Genomic DNA, 24,880 nt, shown 5'->3' on the forward strand with positions numbered 1-24,880 from the left:
CGGGAAGCTAGTTCGAAGAAGAGCTATGAGAAGCATATTCAGCTAGGGCCGCTCTGCTCCCATTTTTCCAAATCCCGTCCAACCAATGGTCAAAGGCTACGGTAAACTGTGAGCCATCGCCGAATTCCCCGCAATACAGATCCTGCGCAAGCCAAAGTCCGGGATCAGTTTTGGCTGCTAGCGCAGTTTTTCTCAGATCTTCCCAAACAGGATCATTGGCGGCGATTTCTGAGCCATCCTCGCGAATCCCAGCGCACATCCTGCACCATAAAGCTTCAGCTAGAGCCAGTCCTTTTATGGAAGCGCCTGAAGCAATTGCATCGCGTATCGACGGCAGCACGAACCCAGGGTGACGCGCCGATCCGTCGAACGCGACCCGACGCGTTGTGTCGTGAATTGCCGTGTTTTCAAATCGACGTTCAACCAGCCCAAGGTACTCTTGCGGGGTCGTTCCAGGAACAGCGTCGACATGGGGTAGAATTTCTTCTATTTGAACCTTTTTAAAAAACGCAAGTATGTCGGAGTCTTGCATGCAGGCTGAAATCGTCGGGACATTTAGTATCTCGCCAACATTCGCAAGCAGTTGGTGGCCTCCGTTCAATATGCGTAGCTTCAATGCCTCGTATCCGTGAACATCATCGGTCAGTGTGCCCCCAACCTGTTCAAAAGGTGGACGCCCTGCACAAAAGTCATCTTCGATGACCCATTGGCGAAAGTTCTCATGTGAAACTGGGGCGTGGTCGTCAACACCAAGCGCGTGGCATTGAGAAATCACTTGATCTGTAGTCGCTGGCACGATGCAGTCTACCATCGAATTGGGAAATGCGCCGTTCCGGTCGATCCAATCGGCAAGATCAGGATCCGACAGGCGCGCTAACCCAACGATACAGTTTCGAAGGATAGTGCCGTTGCCTTGCAGGTTATCACAGCTCAGCGCGGTGAAGGGGGTCAAGCCATTTGCACGACGTATCCCGAGCGCTGCAACAATTGCGCCGAAAGCGGTGCGGGGGCGATTTGGGTTTGCCGCATCGTGGAGAATATCATCGTGATCCGCGTCGAAAGCGCCGGTGTTGGCATCCAGAAAATAGCCGCCCTCAGTCACAGTTAAAGATACAATGCGGATAGACGGATCAGCCATCCCGCGGACCAGTGCAGCGTTTCCTGCCTCAATCGGCAGATAGTCGATCATCGGGCCTATGACTTCCGCCGATACGCCTTTAGGGTCTAGCTCAATCAGAGTGGTCAGGTAGCCCTGCGCTAGCAGCCTCTGGCGCATTTCAGCGTCATAACTGCGTACTCCTGCTCCGATGATGGCCCAATCGCGGGCCTTGCCTTGCTGCATGAGCTGATGAATGTACCAAGCCTGATGGGCACGGTGGAAATTACCAAGGCCGATATGAACGATACCGGGCGTCAAGTCCGAATGCTGATAGCTAGGAGTTCCAACGGTAGATGGCAGCTCTGCAAGCTTGTCTCGCCGCAGTTGGATCGGTGGGGTTGCGTGTGTCACAGGGCTCATCAGCTCATCCAATTTCCGCCATCGACATTGTAGGTTTGTGCAACGATGTATTTTGCCTCGTCCGAGGCGAGAAACACCGCCATCCCGGTCAGGTCTTCGGCCCGGCCCATGCGGCCGTAGGGAACTTCTGCGGCCACTTCTAATTTCTTCTGTCCGGGGGGTTTTCCTTCGTGTTTTGCGAAGAACGCATCTACCCCGTCCCAGTGCTCGCCATCCACCACACCCGGAGATATGGCGTTCACATTTATCCCGTGTGCGATCAGGTTCAGCCCTGCAGATTGAGTCAGGGAAATGATCGCCGCCTTGCTGGCGCAATAAACGGCGACCAGAGGCTCACCGCGCCGCCCTGCTTGTGACGCCATGTTGATGATACGGCCCTTGGTGCCATGCGCGATCATATGGCGCGCGACGGCCTGCAGGGTGAACAAGGCGCCGGCGACGTTGATGTCGAAGACACGTTGGTAGTCGGCGCGCTCAATATCAACAATCGGGGCGGCGGTGAAGATCGCTGCGTTGTTGATCAAAATATCGATCGGGCCGAATTGAGCTGCGGTGCAGGCGATGGCGTCGTCGATACTCGGCTGGTTTGTCACGTCCATTTCCACGGCCAAAGCCGCAGTACCGATCTCAGTCGCGGCTTGCTGCGCACGCTGGATGTCGATATCGGCTATGGCGACACGGGCTCCCTCCGCAACATAGGCTTTCGTAAAGGCCTGCCCTATGCCGCGCGCGGCCCCAGTAATCAGGGCGGTTTTGCCAGCCAGACGTGTCATTCGATCCGCAAGCCTTTGGCATCAAACCGGTGTATCACATCGGCGCGTGGTGTCAGGTGAATGCGGTCGCCGTGACGGAAACCGACCTCGCCATCAGCGCGGACAGTGATTGTGTCAGCCAGCCCGGTCTCGTGGACATGGAAAAATGTATCCGAACCCAGATGCTCGGAAACGCTCACCACCCCGGACCAGTCCCCTTCGGTTTCTGAGACTGTGATATGTTCAGGCCGTATTCCGATGGTCTGAGCACCGTGTTTTGCGGCCTCGTCGCCCTCAATGAAGTTCATTTTTGGGGAGCCAATGAAACCCGCAACAAACAGGTTGCGCGGTGTCCGATACAGCTCTAGCGGGCTGCCAACTTGTTCGATTACTCCGGCCTGAAGGACGACGATCTTGTCGGCCATCGTCATGGCTTCGACCTGATCATGGGTCACGTAGATCATGGTGGTGGCGAGGCGTTCGTGTAATTCGCTAATCTCCAGCCGCATGCCGACCCGCAGCGCCGCGTCGAGGTTCGACAAAGGTTCGTCGAACAGAAATGCCGCCGGTTCGCGCACGATCGCGCGCCCGATCGCAACCCTCTGGCGTTGGCCGCCCGATAGTTGTCCTGGACGGCGGTCCAGATAGTCGGTCAGGTTCAGGACGCTGGCGGCGCCTTCGACGCGCTTGTCGATCTCGGCCTGATCCAGTTTCGCCATACGAAGGGGAAAGGCGATGTTCTTGCGCACGGTCATATGGGGATACAGAGCATAGGACTGGAACACCATCGCCAGCCCTCGTTTCGCGGGCGGGACATCGGTGGCGTCCGCGCCGTCAATGTCGATAGAGCCCGAGGTGATATCCTCCAATCCAGCGATCAGACGCAAAAGGGTGGATTTGCCGCAGCCTGAGGGGCCGACGAAGACGGTGAACTCGCCATCTTCGATGGTCAGGTCCAGCGGCGGAATGACCTGCACATCGCCGAAGCTTTTGGTCACGGACTTGAGTTGAATACGTCCCATGTGTCGTGTTCCTTATTTCACAGCGCCGAAGGTCAGGCCGCGGACAAGTTGTTTCTGGCTGAACCAGCCAAGGATCAGGATTGGTGCGATTGCCATTGTCGAAGCTGCGCTAAGCTTGGCAAAGAACAGGCCTTCGGGGCTGGAATAGCTGGCGATGAAGGCCGTCAGCGGGGCCGCGTCGACGGCAGTAAGGTTGAGGGTCCAGAATGCCTCGTTCCAGGCCAGGATGAAGTTCAGCAAAACGGTCGAGGCGATGCCGGGGATGGCCATGGGGGTCAGCACATAGAGGATTTCCTCTTTTAACGTCGCCCCGTCCATCCGCGCGGCTTCCAGAATTTCGCCGGGGATTTCACGGAAATAGGTGTAAAGCATCCAGACAATGATCGGCAGGTTGATCAGCATCAGGACAACCACCAGCCCTCCGCGCGTATCCAGCAGGCCCAACCGAATGAACAGCAGGTAGATCGGATAAAGAACACCAACTGCAGGCAACATCTTGGTGGACAGCATCCACAGCAGAATGTCCTTGGTGCGCTTGGACGGCACAAAGGCCATTGCCCATGCGGCGGGTACCGCGATGATGACACCCAGAACAGTCGAGCCTCCGGCGATAATGACCGAATTCCACAAGAACCGCATATAGTCCGAGCGTTCCTGCACGATGGCGTAGTTTTCCAACGTCCAGTTGAAGTTCAAAAACAGCGGTGGGCTGGCGATCGCCTGCGCCTCGGTCTTAAAGCTGGTCAGGATGGTCCAGAGGATCGGGAAAAAGATCAGCAGACCAACGGCCCAGGCCAAGGCGGTATTGAGCGATTTGCGGCGGGTTGTGACGGTGCGGGCCATGGTCTTACCTCCTCACGCGTCCAGGTTCTTGCCGACGATGCGCATCAGGAAGATCGCTACGATGTTGGCTAAGATGATTGCGTAGACACCTCCGGCTGATCCGAGACCAACATTCTGGCTCTCCAACACACGCTGGAAGATCAGGTAGGTGAGTGTACGGGTACCGAATGCGCCGCCGGTGGTCACGAAGATCTCGGCGAAGATCGACAAAAGGAAGATTGTCTGGATCAGGATTACGATGGTGATCGCGCGGCTCAGATGCGGCAGAATGATGTGGTAGAAGCGCTTCAGAACCGGTGCGCCATCCATTTCGGCCGCTTCCAGCTGTTCGCTGTCCAGAGATTGGATAGCGGTCAGTAAGATCAGCGTCGCAAAGGGCAGCCACTGCCACGAGACGATCATTATGATCGAGGTCATGGATGCTTCGGACAGCCATGAGACTGGCTCGGCCCCGAAAAAGCGCCACAGATGCGCCAGCAGGCCGTTGACCGGGTCCATGAACATGTTCTTCCAGACCAAAGCGGACACGGTGGGCATGACGAAGAATGGAGCGATTACAAGAATGCGGACAACACCTTGACCCCACATCGGTTGATCCAAAAGCATCGCGAGAAGGATGCCCAGAACAACAGTGATGACAAGGACCCCTCCGACAATCACAAGTGTTGCTTGAACTGCCGGCCAGAATGAACTGGATGAAACAAATCGAACATAGTTGTCTAAACCGACCCAGCCCAGATCACCGCCCCGCAGAGGCAGGTACTTCTTGAAGGAAAAATATAGCGTCATCGTCAGCGGCACGAGCATCCAGCCAAGTAGCAGGACCACTGCAGGTGCCATCATCAGGCGAGCAACGGATCGGGAATGTTGAGTAGCCATAACGCAAACCCTCTCTGTTCAGGCGTAACTCAGCCTGCGAGAAAAACGCGAATTGTGGAAGGGTAAGGCGGGGGGCAGATTACTGCCCGCCCGCGGGGAGAAGACCTCAGTACCCTGCGGCTTCCATTTCTTCTGCGGTAAACGCCTGTGCCTTGGCCAGTGCTTCCTCGACCGTTTGCTGCCCGGCATAGACCGCCGAGAACTCTTGGCTGACCTGGGTCGCGATGCCTGCGAATTCCGGGATCGCAGCGAACTGGATACCAACATATGGAACCGGCTTGACCGTCGGGTTGTTCGGATCAGCGGACAGGATCGAGTCCAGCGTCATCTTGGCAAACGGGACCTTCTGATATTCCGGATTCTCATACAGAGAGGTGCGCGCACCCGGCGGAACATTTGCCCAACCTTCGTTTTCGGCAACCAGCTCAATGTAGTCTTTGGACGTTGCCCATTCGATGAACTGTTTGGCTGCGTCTTCTTGCTGTGTGCCGGCCGGAATAGCCAATGCCCAAGCCCAAAGCCAGTTGGAGCGCTTGCCCAATCCGGTGTCAGGTGCCAGTGCAAAACCAACGCTATCCGCTACGGTCGAGTCTGTGGGGTTGGTCACAAATGACGCCGCAACGGTCGCGTCGATCCACATGCCACATTTGCCCTGCTGGAACAGGGACAAGTTCTCGTTGAAACCGTTTGTGGCATAGCCTGCGGGACCAGATTCCGACATCATTTCAACGTAGAAATTCAGCGTGTCGGCCCATTCTGGCTGGTCGAACTGGGGCTTCCAGTCTTCGTCAAACCAGCGCGCGCCAAACGAGTTGGACATGGCTGTGATGAACGCGCCACCTTCGCCCCAACCGGCTTTGCCGCGCAGGCAGATACCGTTGATGTCAGCGTCACGGTCGGTCATGGCCGCCGCGGCCTCTTTGATGAATTGCCAGCTTGGCGCTTCGGGCATTTCCATGCCTGCTTTTTCCATCAGGTCGGTGCGATACATGATCATCGAGCTTTCGCCATAGAACGGCGCCGCGTAGAGCGTCCCTTCATGGCTCAGGCCGCCTGACATTGCGGGCAGGATATCGCCAACGTCATAGTCCTCGGACAAACCATCCAGCGGAACCAGCCAGCCGTTAGCACCCCAGATCGGGGTTTCGTACATGCCGATTGTCATGATGTCGAACTGACCGCCCTTGGTGGTGATGTCGGTGGTGACGCGCTGGCGCAAGACGTTCTCTTCCAGCGTTACCCACTCGACGTCAATTCCAGTCGCTTCGGTAAATTTGTCTGTATAGCCCTGCATCCGGATCATATCGCCGTTGTTTACAGTCGCGATAGTGATGGATTGCGCATGGGCCGCTGCCGTTGCGACGAAAGTCATTGCAGTCGCCGCACGAAGTGCGTGCTTCAGATACATCCCTGTCCTCCCTGAGCTTGGATGTCGTGCAGAGAGGTTAGATCGCAAATTGTCGCGCAGTCAATAAAAACTTTACGCGCGTTAATTTTGTAGTGTTATGCGGATTCTCTTAAAACCAACCGAGCCGGGAACAGAGTCTCCGTCCGATTTTCAAATTTCCCTCCGTTTTCAATGAGTTCGAAAAGTGTTTCGACGCTTCGCGCCGCCACATTATCATAATCGTGCGCTGCGGTAGTCAGTGACGGGCAGGTAAATTTTGCAAAGGGATGATCGTCATTTGAAGCCACACGCAAAGCGCAATCGTCTTTTCGCCCGACGCGAATCCCCTGTTCAAAGCACGCTGCCAGAAAGCCGATGGCCAATCGGTCATTGCTGCACAGAACTGAATCCGTGCGCAACTTGCGTTCATCCAGCACCTTGAGCGCGCCGAGCCGCCCAATCTCTTCAAAGGCCCAACCAGTACCTTCGATTTTGATCACATGCGGCTCAAAACCCAGACGTTCCATCACCTCGATATAAGCTTTTCGCCGTTTGTTTGCATTGGGGTTTGCAGGTGTCCGCATTTCGAAGAACGAAGGCGGCTCGCTAGTACGGGTCATGTATTCCACGGTCTGAGACACAAAGCTGAAATTATCGGACCCGATAAACGCTGCGCCCAAACCGTCGAGGTTGCTGTCAAACAGAACTGTCGGCACGCTAGCGCAGAATTTCTCAATTGCAGATTTGTCTGAGATACGTCCCAAGGGCGCAAACAACACGCCTGCTGGTTTCAAAGATTGCAAACCGTCCAGGATTTCGTTTTCCAACTTTTGTTCACCGTGAGAGCTGAACAGAAACGGGCGATACCCCGCTGCGATACAGCTTTGCTCAAGATACCGCGCAATTTCGGCAAAGAATGGATCGGCCAAATAGGGCACGACGATGCCAATATTCTTTGTCAGTTTACGGTTCTGGTTCACAGCATAGATGTTCGGACGGTAGTCGAACCGCTCCAGCGCCTCTTCGATGCGAGCCCTCGTCGATGGACGAACACTGTCTGGATCGTGGAAGTATTTAGACACAGTGGGACGCGAGATCCCGCTGAGGGCTGCGAATTCTTCCATATTCTTTATCTTGGTCATGCCAGTCTGCCTGCGGATCTCAGCCGCCTTGATCTTATCCTATTTTTACATATTCTTTGCGCGCGCTAAAAAGATCAATAGCAAGACAAGTTCCGGACTTTTGTGCAGGTAAGGGGTTTGAATGTATCTCGGGATCGATATCGGCACGTCAGCGGTCAAACTTGTCTGCGCGGATTCCAGTCGAATTCTTGCAACGTCTTCGGTGAGTACAAAGACCTCTTCTCCTAAACCCGGTTGGTCAGAGCAGCACCCGGATCTTTGGTGGCAGGCGACACGCGACGCTTTAGGCCAGCTTTCTAAGCAAACCAAACTGTCAGAGGTGAAGGCAATCGGGTTGTCAGGTCAGATGCACGGAGCCGTATTGCTGAACCGTGATCTGCGCCCAATCCGCCCGGCAATCCTGTGGAATGACAGCAGAGCGGCGCAGGAATGCGACGAACTGCGACAGGCCTTGCCGCAGATTGGTCAAATCGCTGGGGTCCTCCCTTTGCCGGGCTTCACCGCGCCCAAGATTACATGGCTAAAACAGCATGAGCCAAAGCACTATGCCCAACTGGCTCACATCCTGCTGCCCAAGGACTACATCGGTTTACGGCTGCATGGCGAATTGGGAACTGATACGTCCGATGCTGCTGGGACAATGTGGCTCGATCAGGCGTCGCGCGGCTGGCACGCAGGTATCGCCGAAGCCACAGATGTAGCATTGGATTGGCTGCCGCAGGTGTTCGATGGGCACAGTGTCGTTGGGACTGTGACAGCGCAAGCCGCGACTGAGACCGGCTTGAAACCTGGAACTCCAGTTGTTGCCGGAGGCGGAGACGCAGCAACAGGCGCTGTGTCTTTGGGCGCCACCGAACCGGGTCGCGGATTTATATCCCTGGGGACTTCTGGCCAGTTGTTTGTGGCAGATCACAGTTACAAGCCGAACCCCGAACGTTATGTGCATGCTTTTGCGCACACACTGCCCGACCGATGGTATCAAATGGCAGCAATGTTGAATGGTGCACGGCCGATTTCATGGATAGGCAGCCAGTTGGAACTGTCCGCGGCCGAGGTTGTCGCGCTTGCCGAAACGGCCAGCAGGGATCGAGTTCCAGTCTTTCTACCTTATCTGACGGGTGAGCGCAGCCCTCATGGCGACCCGCATATCCGAGCCTGTTTCTTTGGACTGGAGGATTCCACAACACGCGCAGACATCTGCCGTTCCGTGGTAGAGGCGATTGCTTTCTGCTTTGCCGATGCGGCGCAGAGTTTCGGCGGCACAATCGAAGATTTGCCGGAGCTCGCGGCGATAGGAGGAGGCAGCAAATCAGATCTGTTGTTGAGGCTGATCGCGACGGTGACCGGAAAGCCAATTGTGCGGTCAGCTGGGGCAGATTCCGGTCCGGCTTATGGTGCGGCAAGGCTGGCAGCTTTGGGTTTAGGCGCTTTGGAGAGAACTGATCTTGCAGTTCAACCGCCATCAACCGACAGGTTCGAGCCCGCAGATTTGGCGCCGTTGTTCGAAAGATTGACGCGGTTTCGGCAGCTTTACAAGGCCGTCCGTCTGACCGAATAGTTGTCAGCACTTTCAATAAAATCTACGCCACTTTTTGTCCCGCAGCGGGATCATTGCTGTCTTAACAAACAAGAAAATCTTAAATACGCAGCTCGCTGATGCTCGAATTGACAGAGCGGACGGCAGCAATGTCCGAACTTAAATCCTTGGTCACCGTCGAATGCAAGCAGGTGGGACGAACGGCGGCCAAAACGTTTGCGACCGCTACATACGCATAGCTTTTCTTGGATAGCCTTTGACAAGGCCCAACGTCACCAGGTGATGCGTATAGGTGACATCGCCCAGACCATTGTCGCTTCTTTTTCTGTCTTGTTGCGAAAGCGGTGCGCGATCATGGACGGGTAGGAGAAGCTATCTCCTTCACGCAAAGAAATGATCTCGTCCCCGAGACGCAAGTCAACTTCACCGCTTAGGACGATGGCGTGTTGCTCACCTTCAAAGGAATACCCTTCCAGCGGCTCGGGCGGTTGTCCTGCGCCGGGACGGAATCGCGACAGTATCAGATAACACTGGCCGGACAACGTGCTGGAAAGTAATTCGTCCTCAAAGCCCAGCTCATCTGTTGACCGCGTATACATCGCAGACAGCGCCCGGCGGTTCTCGCGTCGCACGACGTGCTTGCGTTCCAGCGGACCTTCTCCCGCCTGTGTGGGAAAGAACCAACCCGGGTCAACAGCCAGCGCATCGCTGATTTCGGCAAGCAGGCCCTCTGATACCTTGGCCGCGCCAAGTTCAATCCTGCTGAGATAGGCTTTGGAACATGACACCGCTTCGGACAGGTGCTGAAGGGTCAGTCCACGCGCTTTACGCACTTCGCGAATTTCACTGCCGAGCCGTTGGGCGTCAGTCTGGGACATGTCATTTTTCATGTCTTCAGGATAAATGATTTCAGTTGACTTATCGATACAAAATCAACTTAGTTGAAATAAGGGGGAAAAATCAACCACGCTTGGACTGCATGGGAGGAAGCTATGCGCTTTGATTTGATTGCCAATTTTAGCCCCGGCGAGACGATTCCATGGGCACGCACGCTGGAAATGATCCTCGAACAGTGTTCCTTAGCCGAGCAGGCTGGTTTCACGACAGCATGGTTTACCGAGCATCACTTTGCTCACAATGGCTATATGAATGCGCCGCCCAACCCGATCCAGATGGGTACGCACGTGGCCGCACACTGCAAGAAACTGCGGGTTGGGACGGCCCCCATCATCTTGCCCGATTGGCACCCCCTGCGTGTCGCCGAAGATGCTGCAATGTTGGATAATATGACTCAAGGCAGGTTTGATTTTGGCGTTGCCAAGGGCATCAACGAACGCTCGACCCTTCAATTCAATAAGGACGCGGACCGGCGCGATAATGCTAAGGTGATGCGACTGTATCAGGAAAGCCTTGAGATTATCCTGAAAGCCTGGACCAACGAGGCGTTCACCCATCACGGAGAGTTCTATCAGTTCCCGGTTCCCGGATGGAAAGAGACCAACCGGTTCTTTGATCCTCAGGACCCGCGCTACCACGACGAAGACGGCGAATACAAAGCGATGTATGTGCATCCGCGCCCCTATTCCAACCCGCATCCGCCGGTTTGGCTGATGTCGAACGCTCCGCCCACGTTCAAACTGGCAGGCGAACGTGGCTGGGGCGTGATCTCGATGGCGGCGGGTCCCAAGGCAACGCTTGCCTGTTGGGAGCCTTATCGTCAGGCCCTGTCGCAACGCGAAAGGCGTGAAGTAAAGCTGGGCGAGGGCGTTGGTGTTTGCACGGCGTTTTATGTCGGTGAAAGCATCGAAGAGGCGGTGAACACGATCCGCGGCCCGATCAATGCCTATTATGAATTCCTCGGCGGGTCGCGTCCCAAAGGGGAATGGACCAAGCATGGCTATCTGGATGTCGGTGAACAGATGACGCCGGAAGATGAGGATATGGACTGGTTTGATTTCCTCAACAAGCGCGGGATCATTGTGGTGGGCGATGCCGAATACGTCGCGGATCGCTTTGCCGAGCGGCAGGAAACCATCGGCCTCGATCACCTCATGCTGATGCAGCAATATACCGGTGTGCCTTACGAAAAGATCCTCGCCAGCTGGCATCGCCTGTTCGAGCACGTGGTTCCCAAGTTCGGCACGCAATCCATCGCGCAAAAAAGGATGCTGGAACATGCTTGAAATATGGGGACGTCCCTATTCATCGAATGTGATTCCGGTGATCTGGACAGCGAATGAGCTGGGGTTGGACTATACGCTGCAACTGGCCGGCGGCAGCTTTGGCAAGCTCGACACCGAAATGTACGCGCAGATCAATCCTAACAGGATGATCCCGGCGATCCGTGATGGCGACTTTGCATTGTGGGAAAGCCTCGCCATCGTACGTTATCTCTGTGACCGCTACGGTGCGGGAACGCTGAGCCCATCGGACATTCAGAGCCGTGCGATTGCGGATCAGTGGATGGAGTGGTCGGCCAGCCGTGCGTTTGGGCCGGTGATCTACCTGTTCTTCGCAACGGTGCGCACGCAACTCGACCAGCGCGACCCGGAAAAGATCGCAAAGCTGCGTGATGAGGCGCATGAGACCCTGACACTTCTGGATCAACACCTTGCGGATCGTGCCTATGTCTGCGGGGACAGCTTTACGATGGCCGATATTCCCCTGGGCTGTGTGGCCTATCGTTACTTCAACGTCGAGGTCGACCGCCCGCCCTTGCCGAATGTCGAGGCCTGGTATCAGCGACTGGCGACCCGCCCCGCGTACCGCGATCACGTCATGCGTCATTTCGGGACCAACCCCGATGAATGGGCTGCGCTGGAAAAAGCCTGTGCCAGCGAAGGGGTGCTATGATGGACGTCCGCGACTATCGCCGCGCCCTTGGTGCCTTTCCGACGGGGGTGACCATCATCGCCACCTATGACGCGGACGGTGCGCCATGGGGCCTGACCGCCAATTCCTTTACCTCGGTCTCATTGCAGCCGCCGGTTGTCTCGGTTTGCGTCGCAAAGTCCGGCCGTGTCTCTCCGGCGCTGGCGCAATGCGATCATTTCGCCGTCAATATCCTGTCGGCCGATCAGAAAGACCTGGCGGTGCACTTCGCCAGTGATGTCGAAAACCGGTTTACCGATACCGAATGGACCGCCGGAACCGCGACCCCGCTGATCCCCGGAGCGTCGGCACAATTGGAATGCACGGTTCACAGCAGGGTCGATGCCGACGATCATGAAATCCTTCTGGGTCGTGTCGTTAACTACACCCACGTGCCCATCCCCCCACTTGTCTATTGCCGTGGTGCATTTTTCTCAGCACCCCAACCCGAGGCTTCGCCATGAAAGATCATCTGACCTATCACACCCGCTTCAGTCCTGATGAGTTCGACGCGCAATACAATCTGCGGGCAGGGCGGCCTGACTATGAAGAGACTGTCATTCCCGCATGGAGCCGCGACAGCGAGGCCGCGCGCGCCACATCCGATTGCAGCCTCGATATCCGCTATGGCGAAGGTGAGAAACAAAAGCTCGATGTTTTCCGCTGTCCGGATGTGGATGCCCCAACACTGGTGTATGTCCATGGCGGCTATTGGCAACGCGGCGACAAGTCGATTTACAGCTTCATCGCTCCGCCCTTTGTCGCGGCAGGGTGCAATGTTGTAATCGTCGGCTATGACCTGTGCCCATCGGTAACCATCACGCATATTTCCGAAGAAATCCGCGAAGCGATGGCTTTTATTTGGCGCAATGCGCGTGATTTGGGTCTTAAACCAGACCGTATCACCGTGATGGGTCATTCGGCTGGCGGCCATATTACGCAGATGATGATGGCGACCGATTGGCCCTCGCTTGGCGACGATCTTCCTGCAGACCTGATCAAATCCGGCATCCCGGTGTCCCCGCTCAGCTATCTGGAACCGGTGCGCCTGACTGAAGCGCTGAATGCCGGTATCCGGATGACGCCGAAAGAGGCCGAAGCGGAAAGCCCGATGACCAACCACCCGCCAATCACGAATGCACCGCAGCTGGTCGTTGTCGGTGGCGCGGAAACCGACGAATTTCACCGGCAAGCTCGGATGTATGTCGAAAAATATGGGACCTCAGACCGCGAGGTCGGCCTCTACATCGTCCCGGACGTCGATCACTTTGACGAATTGAACGTGCTTGTCGACCCGGCAAGCCCTTTCTTCACGCACACTTGCGATATGCTTCAAGGAAAAGGACCGCAATCATGACCGCTTTGACCCGAGACCTCGTCGACGCCGTCGGCGACGCGTTTAATGCCAATGACATCGATGCCGTTATGAAGCATTTCGCAGACGACGCCACATTTGATCACGCCGTCGGTCCGGACGAGCATGGCGTGCGTCTGGAAGGCGCCGAAACGATCCGGGGTGCATTTTCTGCGCTGTTCGAAAAAGTCGAAAACGTGCACTGGGAAACGCTAGACTGCGCGATCTCGGGCAACAAAGCCTACTGTGAATACCGGCGCACCGCGACGCATAAGGATGGTTCGAAAGAAGAGTTCTTCAGCGTCGACATCCTGACCTATCGCGATGGGCTAATTGTGCACAAAGACACCTATTACAAACAACGGACAAGCTGATCAGTTCACTTCGCTGCGATCAAATCTCTAAAGACTTGCTGAAGAAACCAGCCATCGTTTTGGGTGCTGTATCATGTTCGTGAGGCCAATTTACTGCGACGGTTCTGTCGTCGAAAGACCCTGGTCCGGGGCTACATGCAACGCTTACAAAATCAAGGCTATGTCAGTCGTCATCCAATTTTGATCGCCTTAGTGATGAACAGGCCTGGCGCCGCGCAACCTCCATTTAACGCAGTTGTGGCGGGCCTGCGGGGTTTGGTATTAACGTTTTCCGCTGTTTTTTAAAGCGCCAGCTTTCGTTTCCGGTTTCGAAGATCTCGCAGTGGTGTGTGATCTGAACGTTGCACCGGGATTTATTCCAACTTGACCCAAGCCGCATTCCTTGAAGAGCTTTGCACGCAAGCGGCTACAAACTTAACACCATTGAGCCCGTCGTGAACCGTTGGATAGACAATCGAAGCGTCAGGTGAAATCCCGTTTCGGAAAGCTAGGATCGCCTCAGCAGCTTCTCCATAGATATTAGCGAAACCTTCTAGGTATCCCTCGGGATGGCCCGGAGGAACTCTGCTCAACCGATTGGCAGCGTCACCAGCTCCAGCTCCATTTCGGGTGATCAGGCGCTTGGGCTCGTTATATGGCGTGAACCAAAGGTAATTGGGATCTTCCTGAGACCACTCCAATCCCCCTTTTTCGCCATAGACGCGCAAACGAAGTGCGTTTTCATTGCCGGGTGCCACCTGAGAAGACCACAGCATCCCACGCGCTCCGCCTTCGAAACGAAGCAAGACATGCGCGTTGTCATCGACTTTGCGCCCCGGCACAAAGGCCTGCAAATCCGCCGCCAAGCTTTCCGCTGTCAGCCCGGTCACAAAGCAGGCAAGGTTGTAAGCATGGGTTCCGATGTCACCGGTTGATCCACCCGCGCCCGAGCGTTCGGGATCGGTTCGCCATTCCGCCTGTTTGAAGTCCTGCTGTTCGGTCAGCCAGTCCTGCGGGTATTCAACCTGAACCACGCGGATCTTGCCAATATCGCCGTTGGCAACCATTTCACGCGCCTGCCGAACCATCGGATAGCCCGTATAATTGTGGGTCAAAATGAATAGGGCGTTCGCGCTTTCTGCCGCTTTGACCAGCTTTTTTGCATCGGCAAGGGTCGAAGTGAGTGGCTTGTCACAAATGACATGAATACCGCGTTTCAGGAACTCACGTGCGGCTGCATAATGGACGTGATTTGGCGTAACGATTGACACCGCCTCGATCCCAGATTTCAGCCGGGCTTCCCTTATCGCCATCTGCTTGAAGTCTTCATAAACTCGTTCGAGGCCCAATGCCTCACCACTTTCAAGAGATTTCTGTGGTGTCGAAGACAAAGCTCCAGCAACCAGCTCGAACTTGTCGTCCAGTCGCGCGGCTATGCGATGAACGCCGCCGATGAAGGCGTCGTTTCCGCCGCCAACCATGCCAAGCCGAATGCGTCCTGACGTTTCTTCACTGCGTCCTGTGACCATCACTTAATCCCCAGCATTGCACGATTTGCGGCTTCGTCGGCACCACCATCAGCGAAGTCATCAAAAGCTTTCTCGGTCACACGGATAATGTGATCTGACACAAACCGAGCGCCTTCGCGCGCACCATCCTCGGGGTGTTTGAGACAGCACTCCCATTCGACCACAGCCCAGCCATCAAAGTCATTCGCGGCCATCTTTGAGAAGACTGCACCGAAATCCACTTGGCCATCACCAAGCGACCGAAACCGTCCGGCCCGATCTACCCAGCTTTGATACCCGGAATAAACGCCCTGACGACCGGTTGGATTAAACTCGGCATCCTTAACATGGAACATGCGTATTCGGTCCTTGTAGATGTCGATGTTGTCCAGGTAGTCGAGGCACTGAAGAACGTAATGCGACGGGTCGTATAACATGCACGCGCGAGGGTGATTGCCCGTCCTCTCAAGAAACATTTCGTAGGTCACGCCGTCGTGGAGATCCTCTCCAGGGTGAATTTCGTAGCAGACATCAACGCCGCATTCTTCGGCGTGATCAAGGATCGGTACCCAACGACGAGCGAGTTCATCAAACGCCGTTTCAATCAAGCCTGCAGGTCGCTGCGGCCAAGGATAGACATAGGGCCATGCCAATGCGCCTGAGAATGTTGCATGTGCCGAAATGCCTAGGTTTTTTGATGCTGACAGTGCCTTTTTAACCTGATCCACGGCCCATTCTTGGCGGGCTTTCGGGTTTCCCCGAACGGTTTCGGCTGCAAAGCCATCAAACGCACTGTCATAGGCTGGGTGAACGGCGACTAGCTGGCCCTGAAGGTGCGTTGAAAGTTCGGTAACTTCGACGCCATTTTCTTGGGCTTTGCCTTTGAAGTCATCGCAATAACCGGTGCTGGACGCGGCCTGTTCAAGGTCGAATAGCCGGCCGTCCCAACTGGGCACTTGAACGCCTTTGTATCCACAATCCGCCGCCCATTTGGTGATCGCGTCCCACGAATTGAACGGTGCTTCGTCCCCCGCAAATTGCGCAAGAAACAAAGCTGGACCTTTGATCGTCTTCATAATAATTCCTCCCCAAAACCTATGCCTCTATGGCGGTAAATTTTCCTTCAGATAGATGTCGATACGGATGCGTTCCTGCGCTTTGTTGAATGGAACCTTGTCCGAAGTTGCGCGCAGCAGACGTACGGCGGAACGAACGATGTGGCCGGTGTCTTGCGAGATTAGAGCGTCAAATGTACCCAGCCTAAGCGCTTCCCGACTAAGCGGTGTGAGCTCATGAGCAATGATCACCAGATCTTCACTGAGCTTGTTCTCGGAAAGAAATTGAATCAGACCTGCATTGCCCGCAGCTGACGAATAAATTCCGACCAGATCCGGGTAGGTTTCAAAAATTTCGGGCAGCAAAGTGTAGATCAGATCTGGGTCATCCCGGCCCTCGACCGATGCCACGACTTCGAGATGAGGGAAATCCTCTGCCACAACAAGATCAAAACCCTGACGCCTTTCTAGGTGATCGCGGGCCAAACGAGAACCTGTCAGGACCAGTACTTTGCCTTTGCGATCTACAAATCGCCCCATCAACTGGGCAGCTGTGCGTCCTGCAGACACGTTATCGATTCCCACAAAGTGGTCCCGCTCAGAACTCGGCAAGTCAGACACCAAGGCGACGACTGGAACGCCCTTATCTCTGACCCTCTTTACGGCGTCGCGGACAGAAGGTGTTTCAGGACCGAAAACGGCAACTCCATCAACGTCCAAGCTTTCGACAGTATCCAGAATGTTGACGATATCCTGCGGCTCAAACGGAGCTACCTTCTTTATCGAAGTACGTGTCCGCTCGATGAATTGGTCACGAGATTGCTCTGCGATCTGACTGCTAATCGCCTCTACAAACTCGTTATCCGTGTCCGGTAACACAAAGAGGAAGTTGTAAACTCGGTTTCGCGCAAGGTTGGCCGCAGCCGTGTCGCGCACATAGCCCAGCTCATCAATTGCCTTTTGTACTTTCTGTACGGTTACGGCCCGCACGCCGGGGCGTCTGTTCAAGACCCGGTCAACAGTCGCCAGACTGACACCCGCAACACGCGCGATGTCATTGACAGTTGGCTTTTTAACCAATTCTAGTTTTTGTTTTTGGTCTTCCACGTGTTCTTCAGCCTTCAATCTCCCGCGCTAAGCCTTCAAACAACAAAGCAACAGCCTCAGCGCCGGGATCGTTATGTCCAACTAGGTTTTCTTCGGGAACATAGGCTGCCCGGCCCGCCTTCGCACGGCGAATTTTGGCCGTGTTGTCTGCACCTTCGCGAGCTGCCTTTGCCGCGTGAGTAAGGCCAGATGGGAGTGCGGCAAGCGCAGGTGCCAAGGCGTCAATCATGGTCCTGTCACCGACCTTGGCGCCGCCGACTTGGCTAACGCGGTTCAGACCTTCGACCAAAGACTTCGGTACCGAAGCGCCGCTCGCACAGGCATCTCCAGCGGCGTTAAAGAAGATTGCAAGTATTACGCCGGAAGAACCACCCATCGTCTGGCTCAATTCATTGCCCAACGCCGGAAACAGTTGTGTCAAGTCAGCAAGCGGCATTCGGTCAAGGCTACCTTGCAACGCCCTTGCTGCAGTCGCCAAAGTGCTCCCCGTGTCGCCATCCCCGGATTTGGCGTCCAGCTCGTTCAGGTTCTTCTCAGCGTTGATGAGAAGTTCAGACAAACGAGAGATCGTTTCCTTCGTCGCAGAATTATTCGAAGGAATTGGATCGATCGGAGCCAAACCATCAGGCAAAGGCGCTACTTTTATTGGGGTGATGGATTTGACACCGGGCCAAGCAACCAGATCAACCTGAGCTTCTAGTTTTGACAATTCGTGTTGATCTACGGGCAGAATAGAAACAGAAAATCCGTGCATATCCAACGATGTCATCATTGGTGCTGGGCCAATTATATGGCTGGCAATATCGGTCTCAGACAGGGCATGAGTGAGGACAGCCATTTCTAATGGTGTTGTAGAGCCAAGGTTATTGATCAACGCCACACAATCCCCGGAACCCACCCGTTGCTTCAGCTTACCCACCACTGTGGACATGGCCGATACAGCATTCGAGAATTCCACCTGCTGTACACCGGGCTCGCCATGGATGCCCAAGCCGAGTTCCGCTTTGCCGGGCGCAATCCTGTCCTCTTTCGGAGAACCTGGGACGGTGCAGGTGTCCAGGCTCATACCGATGCTGACGACCTTCGCTATAGTGGTTCTTGCGGCATTGGTGACGGTGTCCAAGTCAGCACCATCTTCAGCAAGCGCACCAGCGATCTTGTGCACGAACAGCGTTCCTGCCACGCCACGCGGTTGCGGAAGGTCGGGCAGGGCGATGTCATCATCGACAACAACCATCTCTACTTTGCGGCCCAATGCGCGGGCGCGCTCAGCCGCCAGACCAAAGTTCAACCGATCACCTGTGTAATTCTTCACGATAAGCAAGCACCCAGCCTCACCCGTAACGGCGAGAATGCCAGCCAAAACCGCCTCAACTGACGGGGATGCAAATACTTCTCCACATACTGCTGCTGTCAGCATACCAGCGCCAACAAAACCCGCGTGGGCTGGCTCGTGCCCAGACCCTCCGCCCGAAACCAAAGCGACTTTCGACTTGTCCCAATCGGACCTGTAGACGACTTTGATGTGCGGGTAACCGTCCAGCCGGGTAAGTTGTCCTCCGGATGACGCAAGAAGACCATCTATGGCCTCTGTCACCAGAGTTTCTTTCGTGTTGAGGAACTGGGCCATGCTTTTGCTCCTTAAGTCACTCGCGTGCCGGACGCGTCAAAATACAATGGGTTGTGTGGTCGGATTTTTATTACTTTCCCAGAGGGGTAGTCCTGATGGATATCAATCAGGGTCACAACCGGGTGGCCGTTTAAGTCTAGGTGCAGCCGCGTTTGATCTCCCAAGTGTTCGGCACGCACTACACGTGCATCCGTGCCTTCACCTTCGATGATGTTTTCCGGGCGAAGACCAATCTGCGGACCTTTGTGATCGCCTCCGAATAACGCGGACGGAAGGATGTTGATCCGTGGCAGTCCCAAGCGGCTGGCAACATACACACTTCCGGGATTTTCATAGATGTCGCGAGGGGTACCGTACTGAACCAGCCTGCCGTTTTCCAAAACGCCGATATGCGTCGCCATTGTCATGGCTTCGACCTGATCATGGGTCACGTATAGTAAGGTTGATCCTAGGTCTGCCTGAATCCTTTTCAGTTCCACACGCAAATCCGCTCGAAGTTTAGCGTCCAAAGAGCTGAGGGGTTCGTCCATCAGGAATATCTGGGGGTCCCGCACAAGCGCCCGTCCAATTGAAACGCGCTGCATTTCGCCGCCGGACAGCTCAGTTGCTTTGTTATCCAGCTTGTGCGGAATTTGGAGAATTTCCGCGACCTCGCCAACCTTCCTGGCGATCTCATCTTCGGGTGTTTTTAGGATCGGTGACCGCAGGGGAAAAGACAGGTTCTCTCGTACTGTCATATGGGGGTATAGCGAGTATTGCTGGAAAACCATCGCTACATCACGCTGGGCAGGCGTATCTATTCCAACGTCACGCCCGGCAATGTGCACCGTTCCTGAATCCAGTTTCTCAAGTCCGGATATCAATCTTAGCGTCGTTGTTTTCCCTGCGCCCGTCGGCCCCAACAACACCACAAAGGCACCGTTGGGGATCGTCATCGATATACCATCCACCGCTTTTAGACTACCGAATGACTTCGAGATATTTTGCAAAACGACTTCAGCCATTGCTTAGTACCTCGTCGTTCAAAGCGGATCTCAACGCGCGTCCGGTAGATTTTTCAAACAGGGTTACTGCAGGTGAGCGAAATTCCAGTCCTACCGTCTCGCCGGGATTAACCACTTCACGCGCATCAATGCGGGCTTTCAGCTCTCCGTTCGGGCTTTGCAGTGTCACGATCTGGGTGGTTCCCAGATATTCCGCTGCCAGGACTTTGGCCCGGTAGGCACTGTCGTCTGACAGAAAAACATGCTCGGGACGAACGCCGAAAACCAGGTCACCTTCCGCCCCTTCCATCAGTTTGGGCACGGCTTCGTCATGGCCATTCAGTCGAACCATTTCCGAGCCAGGCGCGACCTTTCCCTGAAACGGCAGGAAGTTCATCGAAGGAGACCCAATAAAATCTGCAACGAACATTGTGGCCGGTTTGTCGTAGATTTCCTGAGGAGTACCGAATTGCTCGATCACAGCGTTGTTCATCACCACGATCTTGTCGCCCATCTGCATGGCTTCCAGCTGGTCATGTGTAACGTACACAGTGGTTGCGCCCATGCGATCATGAAGAGCGCGCAGTTCTTCCGCCATATGCTCGCGAAATTCGGCATCCAAGGCACCAAGAGGTTCGTCCATCATGAACGCCTTGGGCTCGCGAACAATCGCGCGCCCCAGCGCCACGCGCTGCCTGTCGCCGCCTGAAAGTCCACCTACTGGGCTATCGAGGATGTCCTTGATCCCCAAAATTCCTGCGACTTCCTCGACTTTGGCCTTTACAGCGGCGCGGGGCATACCCTGCGATATCAGTGGATAGCTGATATTCTTGCGCACGTTCATGTGGGGATACAGCGCGAACATCTGGAACACGAAAGCGATGTCTCGCTCTGATGGCGGTCGCTGGCTGATCTCTTCACCGTCCAAGTAGATTTCACCCGAGGTTGGAAGTTCCAACCCTGCGATCATCCGCAGCGTCGTCGTCTTTCCGCAACCGGATGGCCCAAGAAGCATGAAAAACTCACCGTCCTCAATCGTGAACGAGCTTTCGCGTACAGCGGTGAAGTCGCCGAACATCTTTTTTACGTTTTTGACTACGATCTGGGCCATTTCTACTCCGGGAAATGGCTGACGATGATGAACATGACGGTTCCGATCAGCGTGACGATGAAAGAGTAGGTGAAGGCCCAAAGGACAAAGGGCTGCATCAGCATGAAGACACCCAGTGCAATTAGGATGGTTGCGACCATCTCCCATGGGCCGCGGCGGAGTCGTAGTAATCCGGTAAGAAACTCGCTCATTTGCGCACGGCTCCGAATGTGATCCCGCGCAGCAAGTGTTTGCGCATTAGGATGGTGAAAATCATGACCGGGATAAGGAAGATCGTGGCACCTGCCGCCACAGCCGGCCAGTCCAGGCCACCGATACCGATAATGGTCGGGATAAATGGCGGCGCTGTTTGCGCGTTCGCGGAGGTCAGCAGCACGGCAAATGCGTATTCATTCCACGCGAAGATCAGGCAGAAGATCGCAGTTGATGCGATGCCTGTGGCGGCTTGCGGCAGCACCACTTTGTAGAATGCCTGAAACCTCGTGTAGCCATCTATAAGGGCGGCTTCTTCGTACTCTCGTGGGATTTCGTCGATGAAACCCTTCAGCAACCAAACCGCCAGTGAGATGTTAACCCCTGTATAAAGCAGGATCATTCCCAGGTGCGTATCGCTCAATCCAAGGTTCCTGAACATCAGGAAGATTGGGATAGCAACAGCAACCGGCGGCATCATCCTTGTACTGAGGATGAAGAACAGAAGGTCGTCCTTGAGCGGGACCTTGAACCTACTGAACGCATAGGCGGCCAGCGTGCCAAGGAAAATACTCAGGAAGGTCGAGCCGAACCCGATGATAACCGAATTCATAAAACGCTCACCGAACTTTGATGGCCCGACAATCACCATGTCGTATTGGCGCACGATCTCATCGGCCCAGTTCTGCGGCGGGTTGGCTTCCAGAAACTCCTGCGTTTGCCGCGTGCGCGTGGTGAAGAGATTCACATACCCTTCAAGCGTTGGGTCAAAGACCACTTTGGGCGGATAGCTGATCGCATCGGCCGGGGATTTGAAGCCAGTCAGCAAAATCCAGACCAGCGGGATCATCGTGATCAGCGCATAAGTGATGACCAGAAAGCCTGCGATCCACTTGGACCGGTTCGAAGGTTCAGTGACGGAAAAACCACTCATCTCTGTTTCACCTTGTTCAGGGCTTTGACGTAGATCGACGCAAGGCCGAACACGGTGACGAAAAGGATGATCGCATAGGCCGAGGCATAGCCTGTACGCCACTTTTCAAACGCCTCTCGTTTTAGATTGATCGAGGTGAGTTCCGTAACAGAACCCGGACCACCGCCAGTTAGCTGAACCACCAGGTCGAACATCTTGAAGTTCTCAATTCCCCGGAACAGCACCGCCAACATAAGGAACGGTAGCACCATCGGGATGGTAATCGTAAAGAACTGCCGCAGCTTGCTGGCCCTGTCGATCTCAGCCGCCTCGTAGATGTAATCTGGAATGCTGCGCAGACCGGCCAGACAGATCAGCATCACGAAGGGGGTCCACATCCAGGTGTCGACAATCACAATCGCCCATGGGGCCAACGTGACCGATCCCAGCATTTCAAAGCTCGATGGGTCCTTGCCGGTAAACCAGGACACTATGTAGTTAAACAAGCCGATCTGAGGTTGATACAGGAACTTCCAGAAGTTTCCGACAACCGCCGGAGACAGCATCATCGGCAGCACGATGATCGTAGTCCAAAGATCGTTGCCTTTGAATTTTTTGTTGATCAACCATGCCAGCGTGAACCCAATCAGAACTTGAAAAAAGATCGTCCAGAACAGGAAATGCGCCGTCGCCTGCATGTTCAGCCAAGTGTCAGAGTCCGTCAGAATACGCTCGTAATTCCTGAGACCGACATCTTTGACTTCACGCCCGATCCGATTGGCCTTGTAGTTGGTAAAGCTCAGTTGGATGGTCCAAATCAACGGAAAGATGTTGATCGCCAGCAATAGAAAAATCGTTGGGGAGATGAATATCCAGGCGATCGCGCGATCGGATAATCCCCGGATTTTTCGCGCAACTCGCTCGGGCGTTGCCTGCGCAACGCGATCTACGGTCCTGTCAGACATCTCTTTGCCAGTTCTTGTTGGTTTCGGACTCACGGGTGAAGGTGGAGCGGGATTGCTCCCGCTCCGGCCTGTGTCCGGGTTACAGCTTGCCTTCGTCTTCGAAGACTTCCGTCCAATCTTCGATCAGAAGATCCAACGCTTCTTGAGCTGTACCTTGGTCAGCGACCACGTAGTCGTGGATGCGTTTCTGCATTGCCAGCAGAAGCTCAGCATAAGCAGGCTCTTGCCAGAAATCCTGCACACCGCCCATTGCTTCAAGGAAGTCACCCGCGAACGGTTGGCTATCAACGAAACCGGGATCTTCCAGCACTGAGTTATGTGCCGAGTAACCACCCAGCTCCCACCATTTGGCCTGAACGTCTGGCTGCGCGAACCACTTTATGTACTCGAGCGCGGCGTCCTGTTTGTCGGAATAACTGACTACAGAAATTCCTTGTCCACCAAGTGTTGAACCCGCTTGATTTTGCGGTGGGTTCACGAAGAAGTCGATCTTGTCACCGCCGGTATTGGGGTCGGCATACAGACCAGGGAAGAAGGCAAACCAGTTCATCGCCATGGCGACCTGACCGGATTTAAAGGCGTCCAAGCTCTCACCCATATAAGAGTTGGTGTATCCCGGAGGTGTAGCCGTTTCGTAGAACTCTTTGTAGAATTCCAGTGCTTCCACTGCTTCTGGTGAATTTACGGCACCTTCCATGTCATACGAGCCAGGTGTGTTTTCATACTTGAAGCCCCATGGATACAGTGCCCCGGTCACACCCATTGTGATCCCTTCCGAGCCGCGCTCGGTAAAAATTGCGGCCCCATAAACCGTCTTGCCGTCGATTTCACGACCTTGGAAGAACTGCGCGATCTGCAAGAGCTCTTTCTGAGATTGAGGCTCGCGCAGATCCTGACCGGTCGCCTCTTTGTAGGCGGCTTGGATATCGGGGTTTTCAAACCAGTCCTTGCGGTAGAACCATCCATTCGCATCGCCCATCGCAGGCAGCGCATAGTAGTTTGGTGTACCCTTGGGCCAGGTCGAATAAGCGTAGACAGTGGCTGGCGCGAAGTCGTCCATGCTTATGCCTTCAGCATCGAAGAATTCGTTAAGTTGGACATAATGACCGTTTTCGGCACCACCGCCGATCCATTGGCTGTCACCAATTAACAGGTCGCAGAGTTTACCCCCAGAGTTCAGCTCATTTAGCATCCGGTCCGCAAAATTTGGCCATGGAACAAATTCGAAGTTCATCGTGTGGCCAGACTCTGCTTCAAATTCTTTTGACAGCTCGACAAGCGCGTTGGCCGGATCCCACGCAGCCCAACATAGTGTCAGATCTTCAGCATTTGCCTTGGTAGAAAGAGTAGTAGCGGCAAGGACTATTGCGCTGGCCGAAGCCAGTTTTGTGTAAGTCATCCATTCCTCCCTTTTTTGCGCCGTCAATCGAGGATGTGCGAATCGCGGCATATGACCAAGGCTATTTGAGGTACGCACCTCAAGTCCAGAAATTTTTGAGGTTCGTACCTCAATAGATAGGAGAAAATCGCAAAGATTTGCTATAAGCATCTGATTATTATGTTTATTATAAAATCAGTTTTATGCATGAGTTGTTTTGGCGGAGATATTCTAAATGGCCATATCGACTAAAATTGGCGAAGCTCGTGATCGCAGTCATCATGCAACCAGTAGGTTTAGCTAAGCCGCGTCTGAAGCGCTCACAGATTATTTGGTCTATACCTTTGCGAATTGTAGATAGCGTCAAACAGCGCAGCCT

24 protein-coding genes are annotated in these 24,880 nt (G+C 54.7%); 6 read left to right on the forward strand and 18 right to left on the reverse strand.

Features of this window, described 5'->3' with window-relative positions; all coding sequences use genetic code 11:
- Positions 1 to 7: 7 nt before the first annotated feature.
- The 7 genes from AC2FNR_RS02190 to AC2FNR_RS02220 all read right to left on the reverse strand — a co-directional run bounded on the left by AC2FNR_RS02190 (position 8) and on the right by AC2FNR_RS02220 (position 7,544).
- Complete coding sequence (locus tag AC2FNR_RS02190; protein WP_496847824.1) at positions 8 to 1,519, reverse strand: mannitol dehydrogenase family protein; 1,512 nt, start codon at positions 1,517 to 1,519, stop codon at positions 8 to 10.
- Entirely contained in the window at positions 1,519 to 2,292 is a 774-nt protein-coding gene (locus tag AC2FNR_RS02195) for an L-iditol 2-dehydrogenase (RefSeq protein WP_496847825.1), read from the reverse strand. The genes AC2FNR_RS02190 and AC2FNR_RS02195 overlap by 1 nt, the downstream gene beginning before the upstream one ends.
- Positions 2,289 to 3,293, reverse strand: coding sequence for an ABC transporter ATP-binding protein (locus AC2FNR_RS02200; RefSeq protein ID WP_170356286.1), 1,005 nt, complete (start codon positions 3,291 to 3,293; stop codon positions 2,289 to 2,291). Before AC2FNR_RS02200 ends, AC2FNR_RS02195 begins: the two co-directional genes overlap by 4 nt.
- A gap of 12 nt (positions 3,294 to 3,305) precedes the next feature.
- Positions 3,306 to 4,136 carry a carbohydrate ABC transporter permease gene (locus AC2FNR_RS02205; RefSeq protein WP_170356287.1) on the reverse strand — a complete coding sequence of 277 codons (831 nt, stop codon included), beginning with the start codon at positions 4,134 to 4,136 and terminating at the stop codon, positions 3,306 to 3,308.
- 12 nt (positions 4,137 to 4,148) lie between these two features.
- Entirely contained in the window at positions 4,149 to 5,015 is an 867-nt protein-coding gene (locus AC2FNR_RS02210; protein ID WP_170356288.1) for a carbohydrate ABC transporter permease, read from the reverse strand.
- 106 nt (positions 5,016 to 5,121) lie between these two features.
- Positions 5,122 to 6,423 carry an ABC transporter substrate-binding protein gene (locus AC2FNR_RS02215; protein ID WP_170356289.1) on the reverse strand — a complete coding sequence of 434 codons (1,302 nt, stop codon included), beginning with the start codon at positions 6,421 to 6,423 and terminating at the stop codon, positions 5,122 to 5,124.
- Between the two features lie 95 nt (positions 6,424 to 6,518).
- Positions 6,519 to 7,544 (reverse strand): LacI family DNA-binding transcriptional regulator, encoded by a 1,026-nt coding sequence (locus AC2FNR_RS02220; RefSeq protein ID WP_496847826.1) that lies wholly within the window; start codon positions 7,542 to 7,544, stop codon positions 6,519 to 6,521.
- A gap of 121 nt (positions 7,545 to 7,665) precedes the next feature.
- Between AC2FNR_RS02220 and xylB the strand changes: the two genes are divergently transcribed.
- Positions 7,666 to 9,102, forward strand: coding sequence for a xylulokinase (xylB, locus tag AC2FNR_RS02225; protein WP_496847827.1), 1,437 nt, complete (start codon positions 7,666 to 7,668; stop codon positions 9,100 to 9,102).
- A gap of 251 nt (positions 9,103 to 9,353) precedes the next feature.
- Here xylB and AC2FNR_RS02230 read toward each other — a convergent pair whose 3' ends face one another.
- Positions 9,354 to 9,959 (reverse strand): helix-turn-helix domain-containing protein, encoded by a 606-nt coding sequence (locus tag AC2FNR_RS02230; RefSeq protein WP_496847828.1) that lies wholly within the window; start codon positions 9,957 to 9,959, stop codon positions 9,354 to 9,356.
- Positions 9,960 to 10,073: 114 nt separating this feature from the next.
- Here AC2FNR_RS02230 and AC2FNR_RS02235 point away from each other — a divergent pair, with 114 nt between their 5' ends.
- From AC2FNR_RS02235 to AC2FNR_RS02255, 5 genes are read left to right on the forward strand one after another with little or no spacing between them, the layout of a single operon-like run.
- Positions 10,074 to 11,264: an LLM class flavin-dependent oxidoreductase gene (locus AC2FNR_RS02235; protein WP_496847829.1), complete on the forward strand. Its 1,191-nt coding sequence runs from the start codon at positions 10,074 to 10,076 to the stop codon at positions 11,262 to 11,264.
- Positions 11,257 to 11,934, forward strand: a complete 678-nt coding sequence (locus AC2FNR_RS02240; protein WP_496847830.1) for a glutathione S-transferase family protein — start codon at positions 11,257 to 11,259, stop codon at positions 11,932 to 11,934. The genes AC2FNR_RS02235 and AC2FNR_RS02240 overlap by 8 nt, the downstream gene beginning before the upstream one ends.
- Positions 11,931 to 12,416 carry a flavin reductase family protein gene (locus AC2FNR_RS02245; protein ID WP_496847831.1) on the forward strand — a complete coding sequence of 162 codons (486 nt, stop codon included), beginning with the start codon at positions 11,931 to 11,933 and terminating at the stop codon, positions 12,414 to 12,416. Before AC2FNR_RS02240 ends, AC2FNR_RS02245 begins: the two co-directional genes overlap by 4 nt.
- Positions 12,413 to 13,309 (forward strand): alpha/beta hydrolase, encoded by an 897-nt coding sequence (locus AC2FNR_RS02250; protein WP_496847832.1) that lies wholly within the window; start codon positions 12,413 to 12,415, stop codon positions 13,307 to 13,309. Before AC2FNR_RS02245 ends, AC2FNR_RS02250 begins: the two co-directional genes overlap by 4 nt.
- Positions 13,306 to 13,680, forward strand: coding sequence for a nuclear transport factor 2 family protein (locus AC2FNR_RS02255; protein WP_170755706.1), 375 nt, complete (start codon positions 13,306 to 13,308; stop codon positions 13,678 to 13,680). The genes AC2FNR_RS02250 and AC2FNR_RS02255 overlap by 4 nt, the downstream gene beginning before the upstream one ends.
- Positions 13,681 to 14,033: 353 nt before the next feature.
- Here AC2FNR_RS02255 and AC2FNR_RS02260 read toward each other — a convergent pair whose 3' ends face one another.
- The 10 genes from AC2FNR_RS02260 to AC2FNR_RS02305 form a co-directional block, all read right to left on the reverse strand.
- Positions 14,034 to 15,188, reverse strand: a complete 1,155-nt coding sequence (locus AC2FNR_RS02260) for a Gfo/Idh/MocA family protein (RefSeq protein WP_496847833.1) — start codon at positions 15,186 to 15,188, stop codon at positions 14,034 to 14,036.
- Positions 15,188 to 16,243, reverse strand: a complete 1,056-nt coding sequence (locus tag AC2FNR_RS02265) for a sugar phosphate isomerase/epimerase family protein (protein WP_496847834.1) — start codon at positions 16,241 to 16,243, stop codon at positions 15,188 to 15,190. Before AC2FNR_RS02265 ends, AC2FNR_RS02260 begins: the two co-directional genes overlap by 1 nt.
- A gap of 27 nt (positions 16,244 to 16,270) precedes the next feature.
- Positions 16,271 to 17,329 (reverse strand): LacI family DNA-binding transcriptional regulator, encoded by a 1,059-nt coding sequence (locus tag AC2FNR_RS02270; protein WP_170356299.1) that lies wholly within the window; start codon positions 17,327 to 17,329, stop codon positions 16,271 to 16,273.
- A 7-nt stretch (positions 17,330 to 17,336) separates the two neighbouring features.
- On the reverse strand, positions 17,337 to 18,959 hold the full coding sequence (locus tag AC2FNR_RS02275) for a dihydroxyacetone kinase subunit DhaK (RefSeq protein WP_496847835.1): 1,623 nt from the start codon (positions 18,957 to 18,959) through the stop codon (positions 17,337 to 17,339).
- Positions 18,960 to 18,970: 11 nt separating this feature from the next.
- Positions 18,971 to 19,963, reverse strand: a complete 993-nt coding sequence (locus tag AC2FNR_RS02280; protein ID WP_496847836.1) for an ABC transporter ATP-binding protein — start codon at positions 19,961 to 19,963, stop codon at positions 18,971 to 18,973.
- On the reverse strand, positions 19,956 to 21,053 hold the full coding sequence (locus AC2FNR_RS02285) for an ABC transporter ATP-binding protein (protein WP_496847837.1): 1,098 nt from the start codon (positions 21,051 to 21,053) through the stop codon (positions 19,956 to 19,958). Before AC2FNR_RS02285 ends, AC2FNR_RS02280 begins: the two co-directional genes overlap by 8 nt.
- 2 nt (positions 21,054 to 21,055) lie before the next feature.
- Positions 21,056 to 21,244 carry a hypothetical protein gene (locus tag AC2FNR_RS02290; RefSeq protein WP_155150119.1) on the reverse strand — a complete coding sequence of 63 codons (189 nt, stop codon included), beginning with the start codon at positions 21,242 to 21,244 and terminating at the stop codon, positions 21,056 to 21,058.
- Positions 21,241 to 22,179 carry a carbohydrate ABC transporter permease gene (locus AC2FNR_RS02295; protein WP_170755712.1) on the reverse strand — a complete coding sequence of 313 codons (939 nt, stop codon included), beginning with the start codon at positions 22,177 to 22,179 and terminating at the stop codon, positions 21,241 to 21,243. The genes AC2FNR_RS02290 and AC2FNR_RS02295 overlap by 4 nt, the downstream gene beginning before the upstream one ends.
- Complete coding sequence (locus AC2FNR_RS02300) at positions 22,176 to 23,123, reverse strand: carbohydrate ABC transporter permease (RefSeq protein WP_170332156.1); 948 nt, start codon at positions 23,121 to 23,123, stop codon at positions 22,176 to 22,178. Before AC2FNR_RS02300 ends, AC2FNR_RS02295 begins: the two co-directional genes overlap by 4 nt.
- Before the next feature lie 79 nt (positions 23,124 to 23,202).
- The gene (locus AC2FNR_RS02305; RefSeq protein ID WP_170724798.1) at positions 23,203 to 24,522 is read right to left on the reverse strand and encodes an ABC transporter substrate-binding protein; all 1,320 of its coding nucleotides are present in this window, start codon (positions 24,520 to 24,522) and stop codon (positions 23,203 to 23,205) included.
- Positions 24,523 to 24,880: the final 358 nt, after the last annotated feature.

The sequence above is a fragment of the Ruegeria sp. SATB045 genome (assembly GCF_059613525.1).